Raw genomic sequence first — 15,185 nt, 5'->3', positions numbered from 1 at the left:
AAATCCGATGAGAAATCCGCCACGCTGTCGCGCATGCTGCCAGCAGAGCGTGACTTCTATTCGACGCAGAGCGTCCACAGCGATCCGGGTATGGCGGACAGGCTCGCGGAGCTGCCCGGCAGCCCCGACGAACTCGCTTTGCTAGTACGACACTTGCTCATCCACCGCGAAGAGGCCGGCCGTTTCGGCTGCGCTCTGCCCGAATCGCGCTACCGCTCCGAGGCCGAGACCCGCTACATAGACGACATCCTGGACATCGTCACCCAGCTCGACAAGGCGCCGCTCACCGCACCGCGCCGCCCGCTCGACCGTTTCGCGGGCACCTGCCGCGACTTCGCGCTCCTGCACTGCGCACTGCTCCGCCACACCGGCACCCCGGCCCGCGTCCGCTGCGGCTACGCCACCTACTTCGCGCCCGGCTTCCACGACGACCACTGGGTGACGGAGTACGTGCACCCGGAACGCGGCTGGGTCCTCAGCGACCCGCAGTTCGTGCCGGACACCCGCATCGAGTCCGCGTACGAGCTCGACTTCGACCCCCTGGACGTACCCCGCGACCGCTTCCTCGTCGCGGGGGAGGGCTGGCGCCGCTGCCGGTCGGGGGAGGCGGATCCCAAGACCTTCGGCGTCAGCACGCTCGGCCTCATGGGGCTGTGGATCGTGCGGGGCAACGTCGTACGGGACCTCGCCGCGCTCAACAAGGCCGAGGTGCTGCCGTGGGACGCCTGGGGCGTCGGCGACGGCGGCCGGCGCGGCGAGGACGAGCCCGGCGAGGCCGAGCTGGCCCTGCTGGACGAGGCGGCCCAGGCCACCGTGGAGGCGGACTTCGAGCGCGTCCGCTCGCTGTTCCTGGAGACCCCGGGGCTCCGGGTCCCGGAGACGATCACCTCGTACCAGTCGTACGACGGCGAGTGCGAGGTGCGGCTGCGCGGGGGCGGGCAGGATTCCTGACGCGGAGCCGGACCCGGCCCGACCCGCTGCTGGGCCGGAACCGGCCCGTCCGTACCGCCGGGCCGGCCCCCGTGGCCGGTGCTCTCACGCTCCGGCCGTGCAGTTCGGCGCGGCAGGCGCCCGGACGTGCGCCGCGGCCCGGTCCTCCTTCCGCGAAGCGCGCGGCCGGGCACGCCGGCCCGTGGCGCCGTCGTGGGCCGAGTCCCGCTCGGCTGCGCGCAGTTGACTGTCGATGCGCCGCTCGCGGAGGGCTCCCGCGACCGGGGCCAGCAGGAGGAGGGTCAGCAGGGCGATCCCGATGAGGGTGTGGAATGCGGAGTTCATGCCTATACGGTGGCCGCTACGTGCCCGGAATGTCAGTGGCAGATCTGTCACTGAACCTTGAATTGCTGCCATACTCGTGGTGTGCTGAAAAACGTCGCGGTCGCGCTCACGCACGGCGTCAACGCGTTCGAACTGGGAGTCGCGGCAGAGGTCTTCGGGATGGACCGCAGCGAACAGGGGCTGCCGGTCTACGACTTCGCCCTGGTCGCCGCCGAGCCCCCGCCCATCCGCGCCAACCCGGCGTTCACCGTCGGCACCGAGCACGGCGTCGGCCGCCTCGCCGAGGCCGACCTGATCGTGGTGCCGGCCGGACAGGGTTTCGTGGAGCGGGAGTTCCCCGAGGAGCTGCTGAGCGCTCTGCGCGCCGCAGCGGAGCGCGGCGCCTGGGTGCTCAGCGTCTGCTCCGGCGCGTTCGTACTCGGCGCCGCCGGCCTGCTGGACGGACGGCGCTGCACCACTCACTGGCGCTACACCCGGCAGCTGGCCCGGCGCTGGCCCAGGGCGCGGATCGAGCCGGAGGTCCTGTACACGGAGGACGGCCCCGTGGTCACGTCGGCGGGCACCGCCGCCGGTATCGACGCCTGCCTGCACCTGGTCCGCCGGGAGCAGGGCAGCCGGGTGGCGAACGCGATCGCCCGGCGCATGGTCGTGCCGCCGCACCGCGAAGGCGGTCAGGCCCAGTACATCGAGCAGCCGGTGCCCTCGGAGCGGAGCGACGACGCGATCGGGTCCTCCCTGCACTGGATGGAGGAGAACCTGACCGAGCAGGTCACGGTGGACCAGCTGGCCGACCGGGCCCACATGGCGCCCCGCACGTACGCGCGCCGCTTCCAGCAGGAGACGGGCACCACCCCGCACCAGTGGATGCTGGGCCAGCGCATCCTCCGCGCCCAGCACCTCCTGGAGGAGACGAACCTGACCGTCGACGCCGTCGCCGCCCGGGCCGGATTCGGCAACGACGCGGCTCTCCGGCACCACTTCCTCCGCCGCCTCGGCACGACCCCCAACGCCTACCGCCGCACTTTCCGCGGCCCGTCCGGCACGGAAGCGCTCCGCCAGGGACGGTCCTGAACGGTCCTGGCCGGTGCGGGACGGCGGGGCCGGGCCGCGGACGCCGGAGCGCCGGGAGCCCCTGGGCTTCAGGGCTCCCGGCGCCGCGGGCGTGGGTTTCAGCTGCGGTGGCGGGGCTGCGTCAGCCCGCCTGTGCCCTCTCGTAGAGCTCCTGGGCCTCCGCACCGAAGTACGGCCCGAACATCGTGTCGGGCAGGAAGACGTACCCGAAGCTGTTCACGGACGACTGGAGGCCCGTGCCGGTGGCCTCGTCGAACTCCGTGAACCACGGGCCGCCGCTGGAGCCGCCCGTCATGTTGCACGAGAGGCCGTGGTCCTTGGTGAGCAGCACGTCCTGGAAGCTCGTGCCGCTGCAGTAGACCAGCTTCTCGCCGTCGTAGGGGTCGGCGGCGGGGAAGCCGAAGGAGTACATGGTGGTGTTGTAGGCGGCGTTGAAGGACAGGCCCTGGGCCCCGACGACGTCTGCGAGCTTCTTGCCGTCCAGCGGGTCCACCACCGCGGCCCCGATGTCGAAGTTCATGTCCTCACTGGCCTCCCACTGGGGGGTGGTCAGCGTCTCCGCGGCCGTCCACTTGCCGTGCGGGGCCTCGCCGTCGTGGTAGCCGGGCACGAAGACCCAGTCGGTGTGCCAGGCGCCCTGGTACTTCACGCAGTGCCCGGCCGTCATGACCGTGCTGCCGTTGTCGCTGGTGACGGAGTTGCCGGAGCAGGACGCGTCCCGGTCGCCCATCTTGAAGAAGACCCGTCCCGAGGTCTGTACGACGTCACCGCCGCCGGACCAGGGGCCGCCCGGCTCGGGCAGGGCCTTGGTGCCGTTCTCCGGCGCCCGTGGCGGCACCTTCGACTCGGCGCCGCGCCGCACTTCCTCGGTGGCGCGGTCCGTCACGCGGGCGCCGAGGTCGAGGAGCTCCTCGACCGGCGTAGCGGCACGCATCCGCTCGGCGGTCCAGTGGCCCGCGGCGTCGGCACGTGCCGACTCGGAGACCTTCTGGCTGGTGGCGGGGGTGCCGGAGTCGGCGCTCGCCGGCGTGGCCTGGAGGGTGAGGGCGAGCAGTGCGCCTATGGCGGCGAGGGCGCCCGCCCCGGTGCGCATACGTCTGGTGCGTCTCACGCGTACTCCTTCTGCTGTGTGGGGTGGTGCAGACGAGTGGTGCGGGTAGACGTGCGAGTTGCTGTTGTGCGTCGATAGCGTGCCCCGAAATGGCCCTCGCTGAACGGGAGTCGGGTCCGCGGACGCGAAAGCGCCCGGAGCGCGAGCCCCGGGCGCCGTCGTGTGCGGATGCCGGACGGGCGCGTACGCGCCCCGAGTTCAGAAGCGGCGTGTGATCAGCGCGCGCTTGACCTCCTGGATCGCCTTGGTGACCTCGATGCCGCGGGGGCAGGCGTCCGTGCAGTTGAAGGTGGTGCGGCAACGCCACACGCCGTCCTTGTCGTTGAGGATCTCCAGACGCTGCTCGCCCGCCTCGTCACGGCTGTCGAAGATGAAGCGGTGCGCGTTGACGATCGCCGCCGGGCCGAAGTACTGCCCGTCGTTCCAGTAGATGGGGCACGAGCTGGTGCAGGCCGCGCACAGGATGCACTTCGTCGTGTCGTCGAAGCGCGCCCGGTCCTCGTCGGACTGGAACCGCTCCCGCGTCGGCTCGTTGCCGGACGTCACCAGGAACGGCATGACGTCCCGGTACGCCTGGAAGAACGGCTCCATGTCGACGACGAGGTCCTTGAGGACGGTGAGCCCCTTTATCGCCTCGACCGTGATCGGCTTCTCCGGGCTTATGTCCTTGATCAGCGTCTTGCAGGCCAGCCGGTTGCGCCCGTTGATGCGCATCGCGTCCGAGCCGCAGATGCCGTGCGCGCAGGAGCGCCGGAAGGTCAGCGTGCCGTCCTGCTCCCACTTGATCCGGTGCAGCGCGTCCAGGACCCGGTCCTTGGAGTCGATCTCGAGAGTGAAGTCCTCCCAGGACGCGTCCGCGGAGACCTCCGGGTTGAAGCGGCGGATCCGGAACGTCACGGTGATCATGCCGGACGCGGCGGGCTCGGCCGTCCCGGACTGGCCGGGCTGTTCCATGACTGCGGTGCTCATCAGTACTTACGCTCCATCGGCTGGTAGCGGGTCTGCACGACCGGCTTGTAGTCCAGCCGGATCGACTCGGTGCCGTCGTCGCCGACGTCGCGGTACGCCATGGTGTGGCGCATGAAGTTGACGTCGTCGCGGTTCGGGTAGTCCTCGCGGTAGTGGCCGCCGCGCGACTCCTTGCGGGCCAGCGCGGAGACGGCGGTGACCTCCGCCAGGTCCAGCAGGTTGCCCAGCTCCAGGGCCTCCAGCAGATCGGTGTTGAACCGCCTGCCCTTGTCCTGGACGCTGATGTCCCGGTAGCGCTTGCGCAGTTCGCCGATCTCCTCGACGGCCTCCTTCAGCGTCTGCTCGGTGCGGAAGACCATCACGTTCTTGTCCATGCACTCCTGCAGCGCCCTGCGGATCTCCACGACGCGCTCGTTGCCCGTGGCGTCCCGCAGGTTCTCGACCTCGCCCTCGACGAACGCGGCCGGGTTCTCCGGCAGTTCGACGAAGTCGGCCGTGGAGGCGTACTCCGCGGCCGCGATGCCGGCCCGGCGTCCGAAGACGTTGATGTCCAGCAGCGAGTTGGTGCCGAGCCGGTTCGCGCCGTGCACCGAGACGCAGGCGACCTCGCCCGCCGCGTACAGGCCGGGCACCGGGGTGTTGTTGTCGGCGAGGACCTGGCCGCGGACGTTGGTCGGCATGCCGCCCATCGCGTAGTGCGCCGTCGGCTGGATCGGCACCGGGTCGGTGTAGGGCTCGATGCCGAGGTACGTGCGGGCGAACTCGGTGATGTCGGGCAGCTTGGCGTCCAGCTGCTCCGGCGGCAGGTGCGTCAGGTCGAGGAAGACGTGGTCCTTGTCCGGGCCGCAGCCGCGGCCCTCGCGGATCTCGGTGTAGATCGCGCGGGAGACGACGTCACGGGAGGCGAGGTCCTTCATGACGGGCGCGTACTTCTCCATGAAGCGCTCGCCGTCCTTGTTGCGCAGGATGCCGCCCTCGCCGCGGGCGCCCTCCGTGAGCAGGATGCCCATCTTCCAGATGCCGGTGGGGTGGAACTGGAAGAACTCCATGTCCTCAAGCGGCAGCCCGCGCCGGAACGCGGCCGCCTGGCCGTCGCCGGTGAGCGTGTGCGCGTTGGACGAGACCTTGAAGAACTTGCCGTTGCCGCCCGAGGCGAACACGACCGACTTGGCCTGGAAGACGTGGATCTCGCCGGTGGCCAGTTCGTACGCGACGACGCCCGCGGTCTTGCGGATGCCGTCGACCTCGTTCAGCAGCAGGTCCAGGACGTAGAACTCGTTGTAGAACTCCACGCCCTGCTTCACGCAATTCTGGTACAGCGTCTGGAGGATCATGTGGCCGGTGCGGTCCGCGGCGTAGCAGGACCGGCGCACCGGCGCCTCGCCGTGGTTGCGGCTGTGGCCGCCGAAGCGGCGCTGGTCGATGGTGCCGTCCGGGGTGCGGTTGAACGGCAGGCCCATCTTCTCCAGGTCGAGGACGGAGTCGATGGCCTCCTTCGCGAGGATCTCCGCGGCGTCCTGGTCGACCAGGTAGTCGCCGCCCTTGATCGTGTCGAAGGTGTGCCACTCCCAGTTGTCCTCCTCGACGTTCGCGAGGGCCGCGGCCATGCCGCCCTGGGCGGCGCCGGTGTGGGAGCGCGTGGGGTACAGCTTCGTCAGCACGGCGGTGCGGCTGCGCTGCGTCGACTCGATGGCCGCGCGCATGCCGGCGCCGCCGGCGCCGACGATGACCGTGTCGTACTTGTGGATCTTCATTGGGTTACCTCAGCCCCGTACGTACGTCAGCGAATGTTCGGGTCGAAGGTGAAGATCACCAGCGTGCCCAGCAGGACCGTGAACACCGTGGCGGTGTACAGCAGCATCTTCAGCCAGAAGCGGGTGTTGTCCCGCTCCGCGTAGTCGTTGATGACCGTGCGCAGGCCGTTCGCTCCGTGCAGCATCGCCAGCCACAGCATCAGCAGGTCCCAGACCTGCCAGAAGGGCGACGCCCAGCGGCCGGCGACGAAGGCGAAGCCGATCTTCGTCACGCCGCCGTCCAGCACGAGCTGGATCAGCAGGTGCCCGAGGACGAGCACGACCAGCACGATGCCCGACAGCCGCATGAACAGCCAGGTGTGCATCTCGAAGTTGCCCCGCGTCGCCTTCGGCGTCCTGCCGGTGCGGGCCCGGGGCGGAGCGATCACGGGGGCCGGGTTGTCCACGCTGTAGGTGCGCTCACCGTCCGCGGACCCGGCGGCGCCGGTACCGGCGTTTGCGGTCTCTGTCGACATCGTCATCAGCTCCCGAACAGCGTGTGCAGGGTGTGCCGCAGGACGGGGTAGAAGGCGCCCGCCATCAGCACGCCCCAGATCGTCATCACGGTCCACAGCATCTGCTTCTGGTACCTCGCGCCCTTCGACCAGAAGTCCACCGCGACGACCCGCAGGCCGTTCAGCGCGTGGAAGAGCACAGCGGCGACCAGGCCGTACTCCATGAGGTTGACGAGCGGTGTCTTGTAGATCGCCACCGTCTCGTCGTACGTCTCGGGGGAGACGCGGACGAGCGCGGTGTCGAGCACATGGACGAACAGGAAGAAGAAGATGAGGACGCCGGTGACTCGGTGAGCCACCCAGGACCACATTCCTTCCCGGCCGCGATACAGCGTTCCAGCCGGCACGGAACTAAACCCTCCGGGAGCGGATGTAAGAGCCTGCCGCCATCTTCGACTCGGAAGTGGAGCGGTGTCGGTCGGGCCCGGCCGGGTACGGTCCACCGGCCTGGGCCATCGTAGCGACGCTTTCCCCGTACATCCGTCCCGGGTGGGGCGGGTGTGATCAATCAGGCACCGGGGACGGCGGCCCCGGTGCGCGTCCCCTCCGAGGTCAGCGCGGTGCCGCGACCAGCCGCAGGAGCCGCCCCCGCGCGAGCCGGCGCAGCTCCTCGGCGGCCACGACGCGCTCCTCCTCGGGGTCGCTGCCGAGCCGTGAGCGCACGCTCTCCAGCGCCTGGCCGAGCCGCTCCCCGGGGTCGTGCCCGTCGAGGCAGATGAGGAAGGGGTGGCCGAACCTGGCCTCGTACGCGGAGTGCGCGGCGCGCAGAGCGGTGTGGGCGGCGAGGGTGCCGCGCTGGTCGGCGGAGCGCTCCTGGGGTTCGGTGCCGTGACCGGCCGCGGACGGCGGTGCGAGCGGCGAGGGGAGCTGCGGCGTCTCCGCGGCGAGCGCTCCGGAGAGGTCCTCGGGCGTCATGTCGTAGCTGGCCTCGTCGAGCGCCGCCAGCAGCGCCTCCATGTCCGGGTACGGGCGGCAGTCCGCGATCCGGGCGGCCCAGCGCGGGTTGCGGCAGCAGCGCTGCAGCAGGGCGGTCGTCTCGTCGCGGGGTGAGGCGTTGAACCGGCCGAGGGGGAGTGGCAGCGGCGCCGGGAGCGGCGCCGCCGGCTGGACGGGCAGCGAGCCCCCGGCCAGCGGAGGGGCCGCGTCCACGCCTTCGGCGGTGTCGGGCGCCTGCTCGTCGCTTCGCTGGGTGGGCAGAGGCATGGGCTCCTCGGACGGTGACGCGCGAATGAACGTACGGAGTCGGAGTGCTGGGTACGGGCGAACAGCGGACTGCGGGAGTCCGCCGCCACGGCCGTGCGGCGCGGCCGGATGCCTGCCCGGGCCGCCGTGCGGCGCCCGTCCCGGCGGTGCAGTCGGCCCCGCGGGACACCGTAACGACGGAGAGGGGGAGCGATACGACGAGTATGTGAATTTCACTCGGACGGGAATGTTCCGCGTCGGATACCGAATAAGTGGCGACCGAAAAGGGGTCATAGCCTATCTACATGGAACATAAGCGGCATAAGAATCGAGCGGTCTCCGTGGTGGCACTTGCGGCGAGTGCCGTGATGGTTCTCACTCTCAGCGCCTGTTCCGACGGCGGATCGGGCGCCGGCGAGGGCGGTGACGGCGGTGAGAGCTCCGCCGTGCCCACTCCCACCGGCCCGTCCCGCAAGGGGCCCGCTCCGGCGGCCGTTCCTTCCGTGCGGGACTGGAAGCCGGTGCGCGGACCGGGCTGGAACCCCTCACGCCACACCCGCGTCGTCGCCGACCCCGAGGGCCCCCTCGCGGACGAGGGGAAGCTGCTCGCGAGAGAGCTCAACGTGCCCTTCACCAAGGGGCCCGCCCGCACCGCGGACGTCGAGCTGGCTCTCGACGGGGAGGTGGGCGGCGGTCGCGAGGCGTACGAACTGTCCAGCCGGAAGGGGCAGGTGAAGATCTCGGCCTCCGACCACGCGGGCGTCTTCTACGGGACGCGCACGCTCCTGCAGTCGGTGCGCGCTCAGGGCGGGGTGGCCGACGGGACCGTGCGCGACAGGCCGGACCGTCCCCAGCGCGGGTTCATGCTCGACATCGCGCGCAAGCACTTCAGCGCGGAGTGGATCGAGGACCGGATCCGGGAGATGGGCGACCTCAAGCTCAACCAGCTGCAGCTGCACATCTCCGACGACCAGGCGTTCCGCGTGGAGAGCACGTCGCACCCGGAGGTCGTCTCCTCGCCGCGGCTGACCAAGGCGCAGATGCGGCGGATCGTGAAGCTCGCCGAGTCGCGGCACATCGCCGTCATCCCCGAGATCGACTCACCGGGGCATCTGGGAGCGGTGCTGAAGGCCCATCCGGAGCTGCAACTGAAGGACGAGTCGGGGCAGCCGACCGAGGGCGCGATCGACATCTCCGACCCCGGCGCGGCGAAGATCGTCGACGATCTGCTGCGGGAGTACGCGGACCTCTTCCCCGGCAAGTACTGGCATCTGGGCGGCGACGAGTACCTGGCCCTGGCGAAGGAGGACCCCGAGAAGTCCTATCCGCAGCTCGCCGAGAAGGCTCGCGAGGAGCACGGAAAGAAGGCCGGGGTCCAGGACCTCGCCGCGCAGTGGCTCAACGACCGGGCCGAGACCGTACGCGAGGAGGGCAAGAAGCCCCAGGTGTGGAACGACGGCGTCCACGCGGGCGGCGAGGTGAAGGTGCACCGGGACCGGCAGATCGCGTACTGGACCGGCAAGGAGGCCGGGGAGCGCGATCCCGTGGAGTACCTGAAGGAGGGCTGGAAGCTGATCAACCTCAATGACGAGTACCTCTACTACGTCCTGGGGCAGCCGAACGACTTCACATATCCGACAGGTCGCCGCATTTACGAACAATGGACGCCCGCGGTCCTTCGCGGGACCGAGCCGGTGCCCAAATCGTTGTCCGGGCCGGAGCACATCCCGGGCGGTCGGTTCGCGGTCTGGTGCGACCGGGCCGGAGCGCAGACGCCGCAGCAGGTGGCCGACGGCATCCGGATGCCTCTCGCCGCCACGGCGCAGAAGCTCTGGGACCCCGAGAAACCGGCCCTGAGCTGGGAGGACTTCAAGAAGCTCGCCATCCGCGCGAGCTGAGGAAATGCGAAGGCGACCGGGGTCGCCACCCCCCACAGGAGAGACCCCGATCGCCCTCGAGAACGGGCGCACCACGCCAGGGGCAGGCCCGTACTCCTAACAGCGTTCGCGGCCCTCATTCTGTTACGTGGTCAACTTACGTGGACGATGACGCACACTTGGCCTTAGCGTGCTCTCGCATCGATGCTGGTCGGTGCGTACAGAGAACGCAGGCAAGAGCGACACGGCAGAGAGGCGCCCGACCAGGGGCGTGACCAGATCCGTTGGGACATCGCGGAGTGGGGCGAGACACGGGCGTGCAGGGGGACGACGCGGAGTTGACCGCCGCGGTACGCGCGGCACAGGGCGGGGACGAAGTCGCCTTCCGCACTGTGTACCGGGCTGTGCACCCGCGGCTGCTCGGCTATGTCCGCACCCTCGTCAGCGAGCCGGACGCCGAGGACGTCGCCTCGGAGGCCTGGCTGCAGATCGCACGTGACATCAGCCGCTTCAGCGGCGACGCCGACCGCTTCCGGGGATGGGCCGCCCGTATCGCGCGCAACCGCGCCCTGGACCACCTGCGTTCGCGGGGCCGCCGGCCCGCCGTCGGCGGGGACGAGAGCGACCTGGCCGTCCTCCCGGCCGGTGTCGACACCGCCGACGAAGCCATCGAGGCGCTCGGCACCGGGCGGACGATGGCGCTGATCTCCCGGCTCCCCCAGGACCAGGCGGAGGCGGTGGTGCTGCGGGTCGTCGTGGGCCTCGACGCGAAGAGCGCCGCGCAGGTCCTCGGCAAGCGTTCGGGGGCCGTCCGCACGGCCGCTCACCGGGGGCTTCGCAAGCTCGCCGAACTTCTCGACGAAACCGGCGGGGATTCCGCAGAACCGGCGGAGGGCCGGGGAGCGTCCCAGTGGGACACGGGCCGCGGTGTGACGCATAAGGCCACGCGAACGCTGAGGGAAACGTGATGGCGGACGACGACCGGTACAGGTGGCTGGACGACGAAGTTGCGGAGAGACTGCTTCGCGGCGCGTCGGTCAATGCGCGTAGCGCGCAGGACGGCGGGCGCCGCGGCGAGGCTCACGACAACGTTGAAGCGTCCCCCACCAGCACTTCTGCACGGCCCGGCAAAACGGCACCTTCCTGGGCCGTCGACGGCCGTACCCTCAGCGAGGCGGGCGTGACGGAGCCGGCGGGTCAGCCGGAACGCCACCCCGCCGATCGGCTCGCGTCGTTGCTCGGCGAACTTGCGGCCGAGCAGACAGCGATGCCCCACACCTCCGCCGCGCGGCACCGGACGGGTGCGGCGCACGGCGTGCACGGCGCTCCCGCCGAGCTTCCCGGCGAGGCGGCTGCGCTCGCGGCCTTCCGCGCGGCACACGGCGAGACGGTGCGCAGCGGGACCGTCGAGATCGGGGCCGGGCCGACGGAATCCGGAACAGTCGTGGGCCGGCGGGTCGCCGCGCGTGAGCGCCGCGGCCGCAGGCCGGGCGTCGGCCGCCTCGTGTCCCTCGGCGGACGCCCCCTGCGCGCGGGGTTCGCCATGGCCATGGCCGGCTGCGCTCTCGGCGGGGTCGCGGTCGCCGCCACCACCGGCGTCCTGCCGACGCCGTTCGGCGGCGGCGGTACGCCCGCAGCCAGCGTGTCACCGCTGGCGAGTCCGAGCGGGGGTGACCGCGAAGCCGCCCTGGGCGGCGGCGACGGCAGCCCCGACGAGGACAACGGGCCAAGACGCGGCACCCGCGAGGGTGGCAAGTCGGGGCCGTCGGACTCGCCGAGCGGCGAGGACCTCGCGGGTAAGGGCAAAGGCAAGGACGGCAAGGGCCCCCACGGCCCGGACGGCAAGGACTGGCCCGACGACGGCAAGGGGCTGTCGGAGGCGGAGAAGAAGGCGATCGCGCGGGCTCTCTGCGCGGCCTACGACAACCACGACCTCTCGCTGCGCGACCGGCTGAGGCTGGAGGCGGTCGCCGGCGGCCCGGCGGGCGTGCAGAAGTTCTGCGACAAGCACGACGGCGGCGGCTGGCAGTCCGGTGGTCCCGGGAACTCGGGCGGCATCGGCACTCCCGGGGATTCAGGCGGAAACGGTGACGTCGGCGGGGGCGGCGGCCCCGGCGGCGGTGGCCCGGGCGGCGGTGACTCGGGCGGCGACTCCGGCGGTGACACCGGAGGTTCCGACGGGGGCGACTCCGGTGGCGGCGACTCGGGCGGTGTGGGTGCGCCCAGCAACGGCGGCGCCGACGGCTCCGGAGGCGGCGACGGGGACGGCGACTCGGGCGACTCGGCTCCGGGCGGCACCGACGAGCGGCTCGGCGCCCCCTCGCAGATCTGAGCCGCCGCGAGGCCTGGCACATACCCCGCGGCACATACCCCGCGGCACATACCCCGCGGCACGTACTCCGTGGCACATACCCCGCGGCACGTACCCCGTGACGCGCTCCCGCCCGGCGCCCGGCGCCCGGCGTCACGCGCGAGTCTCCGCGCGGCCGGCCGGTTCGCTCCCGAAAGCGCCCGCTCCGGGGAGCGGGAGGGCTTCTCCATGGCGAATTCCGACGGTTGCCCCGACCCTCCGCGCACCGCGGGGCGCCGTCCGTTTCCGGCCCGCTGAGCCGGCCCGTACGGACCGGCCCCGAGGCCCCTTTCCGGGCTGCGTGTTACCGCCGGTCAGGGGTGACTCCGAGGTCACGGCCAGTTGTGACGTACGTCACACGATTTAGTTGAATACTGGTGTGACATTTTCAAGCTGCACGACGCAGTGAGAAGTGAGCCGACTGGTCATCGGCTGCGCGACAAGTCCGAGGTTCCCCCCGTACCTTCGGGCTCGCGCAATGGCGCGGGCGGGACACGTTCCCCCGGTCCCGCCCGCGCCCCATCGGGGATCATGCCGAGCAACTCCCGCGTGGAGGCCGTCTCTCCGGCGCCCCGCCCCTCTTCCGGCCCGGTCCGTCACTTGTAGACGACGACCTTGTCGCCCTTCTTCACCTCAGCGAAGAGTGCCGCGATCTTCTTCTTGTCCCGCACGTTGACACAGCCGTGCGAGGCGCCCTGGTAGCCGCGTGCCGCGAAGTCCGAGGAGTAGTGGATCGCCTGGCCGCCGCTGAAGAAGAGCGCGTACGGCATGGGGGTGTCGTAGATCGTCGAGACGTGGTCCCTGCTCTTGAAGGCGACGCGGAACTTCCCCTCCCGCGTCGGGGTGTACGCCGAGCCGAAGCGCACGTCCATCGCCGAACGCAGCTTGCCGTCCACGTACCAGGCCAGGGTGCGGCTCTTCTTGCTGACGCACAGGGCGCGCCCGGTGAGGCAGCGCGGGTCCGGGTCGTCGAGCGGGCGGGTGGTGGGCGGGTACATCTCGTCGCGTACGGGCGGCGAGGTGCGGGCCCTCAGCGTGTTCCAGGTGCGGGACGTGGCGTTGCCCGTGGCGCTCATGCCCTGCTGCCGCTGGAAGCCTTTCACCGACGCGGTGGTCACCGGCCCGTAGTAGCCCGTCGGGTTGCGGTCGAAGAGCCCCAACTTCCGCAGGCGCGCCTGAAGTTCACGCACCCTGGTGCCCTGCGACCCGGTGCTCATCAGTACGGGGTCGGCGACTGCCGCGCGCTTCGGCGGCTGCGCCTTGCGGGCACGGGACGCGTCCTTCTCCGGGGGCTTGGCGTCCGGTGCGGGCTGCTCCGTCTTCGCCGGCGGTTCCGGCGGCACCGAGGTCTTCGTGACGCGGATGGGCGCGCCGTCCGTCGCCTGCGCCTTGCAGCCCGCCGTCGTGCCGACGACGAGGCCCGTCCCCGCGAGGACGGCCGCCGTGACCGCCAGACCGCCGCGCTTCCTGAGCTGTACCCCCGCCATCCGAACCCCCGGACTCTCACGGACATTCCGGACCTCAACGGCCCGAAACACTCGACACCGACCGCCCGTTGCATTCCCAGCGCGGCACGGGAACGAACCTCGTGCGGCGTGGCTGCCGGGACGACGGGCCGCCGCGCGAGGGCGGCCGGTCAGCCGTCCGCTCTCCCCGCGGCCGGCAACGCCCCGCTGCGTTCGGGCAGTTCACGCCGCCCGCGGATCGGACCCGCCAAGAGCACCAGCCAGCACGGTGCGAGCAGCGCCGTCAGGATCCACATGGCGGGCCGCAGGCCGAGCACGTCGCCGAGGAGGCCGCCCAGGAGCGAACCGACGGGAATGACGCCGTGGTTGAGGAAGAGCGAGGTGGCGGTGATGCGGCCGAGCAGCGGGGCCGGGCAGTAACGCTGGCGGAAGCTGCCGATCACCACGCTGCCCGCGACGATTCCCGCGGAGACGACGAACCAGCCCGCGCCGAAGAACAGCAGCCCCGCCCCCGGCCGGGTCAGGGGGACGAGCAGTGCGAAGGGCCCGGTGAGCATCTGCGTGACCAGCAGGCCCCGGGCGGTCCCCAGCCGCCGGCAGACGGGTCCGGCGAGCAGCGCGCCCAGTACCCCTCCGAAGGCGCCGGCCATGACCAGGAGGCCGACCGTCGTCGGGCCCGCGCCCACCGTCCTCACCAGGAAGACGACCTGTACGGCCTGGGTGCCCATGACGGCCAGGTTGACCAGCGCCGCGTACGTCACCAGCGTCCGCAGGCAGGTGTCGGTGAAGACGAAGCGCAGTCCGGCGCCGATCTGCCGGCGGAGCGTCGTGCGCGGGCCGTCCTCCGGGCCGGGAGCCGGCCGCTCGCGGACGCGCATCATGGCGAGGCACACCGTCGAGACGAGGAAGGTCACCGCGTCGAGGAGCAGGCCGAGCACCGCGCCGAACGCCTGCGCGACCGGCCCGGCGACTCCCCGGCCGACGACCTGCGTCCCCGCCTCGCTGCCCTGCAGCTTCGCGTTCCCCTCGACCAGGTCGGGTCCGTCGAGCACTTCCGGCAGGAACGCCTGGTAGGCGGTCTTGAAGAGCACTGTCGCTGCGCCGGACCCCAGAGCCGCGACGAGGAGGTGGGCGTAGGTGAGGGCGTCCAGCCACGCGGCGACCGGGATGCTCGCGTAGAGGGCCGCTCTGACGACGTTGCAGAGCATCATGAGGGGCCGCTTGCGCAGCCTGTCGACCCAGGCGCCCGCGGGCAGCGCGATCAGCAGCCAGGGCAGCCAGAGGGCGGCGCTCAGCACCCCGACGGCCGTGGCGTCGACGCGGAGGACGACCACCGCGACCAGCGGCAGGGCGACCAGCGTCACGCCGGTGCCGAGGCCGCTGGCCGTCTCGCCCAGCCACAGAAGTCTGAACTCCCGCTGCCTCAGAACCCCCAGCCGGCCGCGCCCCGTCCGGGCGGCACCGGCGACGGCCGACCCGCCCGTCTTCTCCATGGCGCCATCCTTCGGCAGCACGTGCGCCGCCGGTGAGACGAGGACCGGCCATGTGCGCGGGCCCGGGCGGGGCGCCCCCCGGC

Annotated in this window: 14 protein-coding genes; 5 read left to right on the top strand and 9 right to left on the bottom strand. The window is 71.4% G+C overall.

All coding sequences use genetic code 11. The features are described from left to right. The first annotated feature begins 33 nt into the window (after positions 1-33). Positions 34-951, top strand: coding sequence for a transglutaminase-like domain-containing protein (locus H181DRAFT_RS05140; RefSeq protein ID WP_045862955.1), 918 nt, complete (start codon positions 34-36; stop codon positions 949-951). A gap of 84 nt (positions 952-1,035) precedes the next feature. On the opposite strand, the gene H181DRAFT_RS05135 is transcribed toward H181DRAFT_RS05140, so the two are convergent. Beyond that, positions 1,036-1,275 (bottom strand): hypothetical protein, encoded by a 240-nt coding sequence (locus H181DRAFT_RS05135; RefSeq protein ID WP_045862954.1) that lies wholly within the window; start codon positions 1,273-1,275, stop codon positions 1,036-1,038. 81 nt (positions 1,276-1,356) lie between these two features. Here H181DRAFT_RS05135 and H181DRAFT_RS05130 point away from each other — a divergent pair, with 81 nt between their 5' ends. Further along, positions 1,357-2,346, top strand: a complete 990-nt coding sequence (locus H181DRAFT_RS05130; protein ID WP_045862953.1) for a GlxA family transcriptional regulator — start codon at positions 1,357-1,359, stop codon at positions 2,344-2,346. Between the two features lie 121 nt (positions 2,347-2,467). Here the strand turns inward: H181DRAFT_RS05130 and H181DRAFT_RS05125 are convergent, their stop codons facing one another. From H181DRAFT_RS05125 to H181DRAFT_RS05100, 6 genes are all read right to left on the bottom strand, one after another. Further along, a complete protein-coding gene (locus H181DRAFT_RS05125) occupies positions 2,468-3,439 on the bottom strand; it encodes a trypsin-like serine peptidase (RefSeq protein ID WP_045862952.1) in 972 nt (323 codons plus the stop codon). Between the two features lie 216 nt (positions 3,440-3,655). Further along, the gene (locus tag H181DRAFT_RS05120) at positions 3,656-4,426 is read right to left on the bottom strand and encodes a succinate dehydrogenase iron-sulfur subunit (protein WP_045862951.1); all 771 of its coding nucleotides are present in this window, start codon (positions 4,424-4,426) and stop codon (positions 3,656-3,658) included. After that, a complete protein-coding gene (gene sdhA / locus H181DRAFT_RS05115; RefSeq protein ID WP_045862950.1) occupies positions 4,426-6,180 on the bottom strand; it encodes a succinate dehydrogenase flavoprotein subunit in 1,755 nt (584 codons plus the stop codon). The genes H181DRAFT_RS05120 and sdhA overlap by 1 nt, the downstream gene beginning before the upstream one ends. A gap of 26 nt (positions 6,181-6,206) precedes the next feature. Beyond that, the gene (locus H181DRAFT_RS05110) at positions 6,207-6,695 is read right to left on the bottom strand and encodes a succinate dehydrogenase hydrophobic membrane anchor subunit (RefSeq protein WP_045863109.1); all 489 of its coding nucleotides are present in this window, start codon (positions 6,693-6,695) and stop codon (positions 6,207-6,209) included. A 5-nt stretch (positions 6,696-6,700) separates the two neighbouring features. Next, complete coding sequence (gene sdhC / locus H181DRAFT_RS05105) at positions 6,701-7,081, bottom strand: succinate dehydrogenase, cytochrome b556 subunit (protein ID WP_074467711.1); 381 nt, start codon at positions 7,079-7,081, stop codon at positions 6,701-6,703. A gap of 205 nt (positions 7,082-7,286) precedes the next feature. Continuing rightward, positions 7,287-7,937 (bottom strand): 2-oxo-4-hydroxy-4-carboxy-5-ureidoimidazoline decarboxylase, encoded by a 651-nt coding sequence (locus H181DRAFT_RS05100; protein WP_078895492.1) that lies wholly within the window; start codon positions 7,935-7,937, stop codon positions 7,287-7,289. Between the two features lie 347 nt (positions 7,938-8,284). On the opposite strand from H181DRAFT_RS05100, the gene H181DRAFT_RS05095 reads away from it, so the two are divergent. The 3 genes from H181DRAFT_RS05095 (at position 8,285) to H181DRAFT_RS05085 (ending at position 12,125) form a co-directional block, all read left to right on the top strand. Then, positions 8,285-9,814, top strand: a complete 1,530-nt coding sequence (locus H181DRAFT_RS05095; protein WP_254666698.1) for a beta-N-acetylhexosaminidase — start codon at positions 8,285-8,287, stop codon at positions 9,812-9,814. A 296-nt stretch (positions 9,815-10,110) separates the two neighbouring features. Further along, positions 10,111-10,761 (top strand): RNA polymerase sigma factor, encoded by a 651-nt coding sequence (locus H181DRAFT_RS05090; protein WP_045862947.1) that lies wholly within the window; start codon positions 10,111-10,113, stop codon positions 10,759-10,761. A 212-nt stretch (positions 10,762-10,973) separates the two neighbouring features. Next, positions 10,974-12,125 (top strand): hypothetical protein, encoded by a 1,152-nt coding sequence (locus tag H181DRAFT_RS05085; protein WP_139131667.1) that lies wholly within the window; start codon positions 10,974-10,976, stop codon positions 12,123-12,125. Between the two features lie 614 nt (positions 12,126-12,739). Here H181DRAFT_RS05085 and H181DRAFT_RS05080 read toward each other — a convergent pair. Together H181DRAFT_RS05080 and H181DRAFT_RS05075 are read right to left on the bottom strand one after the other, a co-directional pair. Next, the gene (locus H181DRAFT_RS05080) at positions 12,740-13,630 is read right to left on the bottom strand and encodes a L,D-transpeptidase family protein (protein ID WP_045862945.1); all 891 of its coding nucleotides are present in this window, start codon (positions 13,628-13,630) and stop codon (positions 12,740-12,742) included. A 149-nt stretch (positions 13,631-13,779) separates the two neighbouring features. Continuing rightward, positions 13,780-15,102 carry an MFS transporter gene (locus H181DRAFT_RS05075; RefSeq protein ID WP_045862944.1) on the bottom strand — a complete coding sequence of 441 codons (1,323 nt, stop codon included), beginning with the start codon at positions 15,100-15,102 and terminating at the stop codon, positions 13,780-13,782. Positions 15,103-15,185 lie beyond the last annotated feature (83 nt).

This window comes from Streptomyces sp. WMMB 714 (assembly GCF_900090125.1).
GTDB classification, from domain to species: Bacteria; Actinomycetota; Actinomycetes; order Streptomycetales; family Streptomycetaceae; genus Streptomyces; species Streptomyces daqingensis.
The sequence above is the reverse complement of the archived record's forward strand: the minus strand, read 5'-3'. Positions and strand labels throughout refer to the sequence as shown.

Coding starts and splice junctions, on each gene's coding strand:
- H181DRAFT_RS05140 (WP_045862955.1), top strand. CDS start 34: ATGCTGCCAGCAGAGCGTGACTTCTATTCGACGCAGAGCGTCCACAGC.
- H181DRAFT_RS05135 (WP_045862954.1), bottom strand. CDS start 1,275: ATGAACTCCGCATTCCACACCCTCATCGGGATCGCCCTGCTGACCCTC.
- H181DRAFT_RS05125 (WP_045862952.1), bottom strand. CDS start 3,439: ATGCGCACCGGGGCGGGCGCCCTCGCCGCCATAGGCGCACTGCTCGCC.
- H181DRAFT_RS05120 (WP_045862951.1), bottom strand. CDS start 4,426: ATGAGCACCGCAGTCATGGAACAGCCCGGCCAGTCCGGGACGGCCGAG.
- sdhA (WP_045862950.1), bottom strand. CDS start 6,180: ATGAAGATCCACAAGTACGACACGGTCATCGTCGGCGCCGGCGGCGCC.
- H181DRAFT_RS05110 (WP_045863109.1), bottom strand. CDS start 6,695: ATGTCGACAGAGACCGCAAACGCCGGTACCGGCGCCGCCGGGTCCGCG.
- H181DRAFT_RS05100 (WP_078895492.1), bottom strand. CDS start 7,937: ATGCCTCTGCCCACCCAGCGAAGCGACGAGCAGGCGCCCGACACCGCC.
- H181DRAFT_RS05095 (WP_254666698.1), top strand. CDS start 8,285: ATGGTTCTCACTCTCAGCGCCTGTTCCGACGGCGGATCGGGCGCCGGC.
- H181DRAFT_RS05080 (WP_045862945.1), bottom strand. CDS start 13,630: ATGGCGGGGGTACAGCTCAGGAAGCGCGGCGGTCTGGCGGTCACGGCG.
- H181DRAFT_RS05075 (WP_045862944.1), bottom strand. CDS start 15,102: ATGGAGAAGACGGGCGGGTCGGCCGTCGCCGGTGCCGCCCGGACGGGG.